2 protein-coding genes are annotated in these 2243 nt (G+C 72.3%); both read left to right on the top strand.

All coding sequences use genetic code 11. From position 1 onward, the window contains the following. Positions 1-125 precede the first annotated feature (125 nt). Positions 126-1115: a phosphotransferase family protein gene (locus DN069_RS33325; protein WP_111506982.1), complete on the top strand. Its 990-nt coding sequence runs from the start codon at positions 126-128 to the stop codon at positions 1113-1115. Positions 1116-1221: 106 nt separating this feature from the next. Next, the coding region (locus tag DN069_RS33320) for a lytic transglycosylase domain-containing protein (protein ID WP_243640092.1) at positions 1222-2243 on the top strand (1022 nt) is incomplete at its 3' end.

The raw sequence follows: 2243 nt of genomic DNA, 5'->3' as shown, positions 1-2243 counted from the left end.
ACCAGGGCACCGGAAAGTGACCTGTCACAACGCAACGCCCACGCGCCACCCTCACGGGCGCGTGGGCGTTGCGGCGCGACCCAATTCGATTGCCGGGCGGCGACTCGGCGCCTAGGGTCCACCGCATGTCGCAGGCGGATCAGTTGCTCGGTGGGATCGCTTGGGCCGAAGGGCTTGTGCGGGAGGTGTTTCCCGACGCCGAGGTGGTCGAGGTGGTGCCGCGCACGGGCGGTCGGTTGAGCGCGGTGTACGAGGTGCGCTGTGAGGATCCGGCCCAGGGCGTGATCCTCAAGGTCTATGCGCCCGAGTGGACCTGGAAGCAGGCCAAGGAGGTCCACGTCTACGGCATGCTGGCCGGCCTTGGATCGCTGCCCGTGCCGAGCGTGCTGCACCACACCGAACAGGCGGGACCGGAAGGCGGGGCCGTCACGGTGCTGAGCCTGCTGGAGGGGCGCCCGCTGTCGGAGGCAGCGGAGGCGGCCGAGGAGTTGGACGGGACGCGCATCGCGTCGCTCTACCGGGAGATGGGCTCCGTTCTGGCCACGATCCATCAGCTCGGCCAGGAGGCCTACGGGTACCTGACCGACCGGATCCTCGAACCGAGCCTCGACAACGGGAGCTACATGCGGCGCCAGTTCGCCAAGAAGCTGGCGGAGTTCAAGGCGCTGGGCGGGGACGGTCGGCTGCACGACGCGGTCGCGCGACGGGTGGCCCGGGACGGGGCGCTGTTCGACACCTGCGAGCGGGCCGTGCTCTGCCACAACGACCTGCACGAGGGCAACGTGCTGGTCGCCCGGCGTGCGGTCGGCTGGGAGCTGACCGGTGTGATCGATGTCGAGAACGCGATCGCCGCCGACCCGCTGATCGACCTGGCGAAGACCGACTCCTACTCGCTCGGCCGCGGCGAGCCGGAACGCCGGGCGCTGCTCGAGGGCTACGGGCCGCTTCCCGACGACGCCGCGGAGCGGCTGCATCTCTACCGGCTGTACCACGCCCTGGAGTTGTGGGACTGGTTCCGTTCGATCGGCACGGTCGGGCCGCTGGACGGCATCGCCGACGACATCGCCCGGCTGGCCGAACGGGACGTCAGCCTCCCTTGGATCCGCCTCGCGTGATGGCCGATTCGCCCTGCCGGTGGCCTTCGCGTGCGTGACAGTTCACTGTTCTCGCCTAAGCTGCCGCAGGACGCCCGCGCGATCGCAGGAAGCAGGCAGACTCACCATGGACGTGAACTCCCGCCCCCTCCGCCGACTCGCCCAACCCGCCGCGGTCACCAGACGGTTCGACTGGCCGCGGTTGTGGTGTGCGGCGACGACCGCCGCCGGGGTGGTCGCGCTCGGCGCCGTGGGCACGAGCTCCGTACCGGCGACGCAGCAGCACAAGGCCTCGGCGATCGCCCAGTCGGCGACCGGTGACAGCCTCCCGCTGCACCGCGGCATGCCGCCCGCCGCGATCGCGACGCCGACCGGCGCCTCCGGCCAGAAGAGCGGGGACGGGTCGGGCGGGTTTCCGGTCGCCGGCGGCGCGATACCCGCGCTGGTCCTGACGGCCTATCTGGACGCTCAACACGCCGTCGCCGGCAGCGATCCTGGCTGCCACCTGACGTGGCAGGTGCTGGCCGGCATCGGCGAGGTCGAGTCCGGGCAGGCGAACAACGGCGACCTCACCAACGACGGGACCACCCGCTCGCCCATCCTGGGCCCGCTGCTGGACGGTACCGGCGGCAACGCCGCCATCCCCGCGGCCGGCGGCGGCTGGGCCCGCGCCGAGGGCCCGATGCAGTTCCTGCCCAGCACCTGGACCCAGTGGGGCGTCGACGGCAACGGGGACGGCAAAGCCGACCCGAACAACGTCTTCGACGCCGCCCTCGCCGCCGGGCACTACCTGTGCGCCCAAGGACGCGACCTCGCCCAGCCTTCCGACCTGGACGCGGCCATCCTCAGCTACAACCACTCCCCCAGCTACCTCGCCACCGTGACCGCCTGGATCAGGTTCTACGAGAACACCCCCGGCACGGGCGTGGTCGGCAGCCCCAGCAGCGTTCCCTCGGCGAGCCAACGCCCGACCCCGAGCGGCAGTTCGACGCGGCCGACGGCGAGCCCGACGCCCACCGGTCCGTCAACCGGCCCGTCCGGCACGCCGAGCCCGACCGGGCGGCCGAGCCGGTCGCCGAGCTCCAGCCCCACGGCGAGCCCGTCCGGCTCCCCGTCCCCGTCCAGCCCCGGCTGCTCCAGCGGCAGCCC

Source organism: Streptacidiphilus pinicola, from assembly GCF_003258295.1.
GTDB classification, from domain to species: Bacteria; Actinomycetota; Actinomycetes; order Streptomycetales; family Streptomycetaceae; genus Streptacidiphilus; species Streptacidiphilus pinicola.
Note: the sequence above shows the minus strand (reverse complement) of the source record. Positions and strands in the feature narration are given on the sequence as shown.

Excerpts from the sequence above, each read along its gene's own strand:
- DN069_RS33325 (WP_111506982.1), top strand. The coding sequence starts at position 126 with ATGTCGCAGGCGGATCAGTTGCTCGGTGGGATCGCTTGGGCCGAAGGG.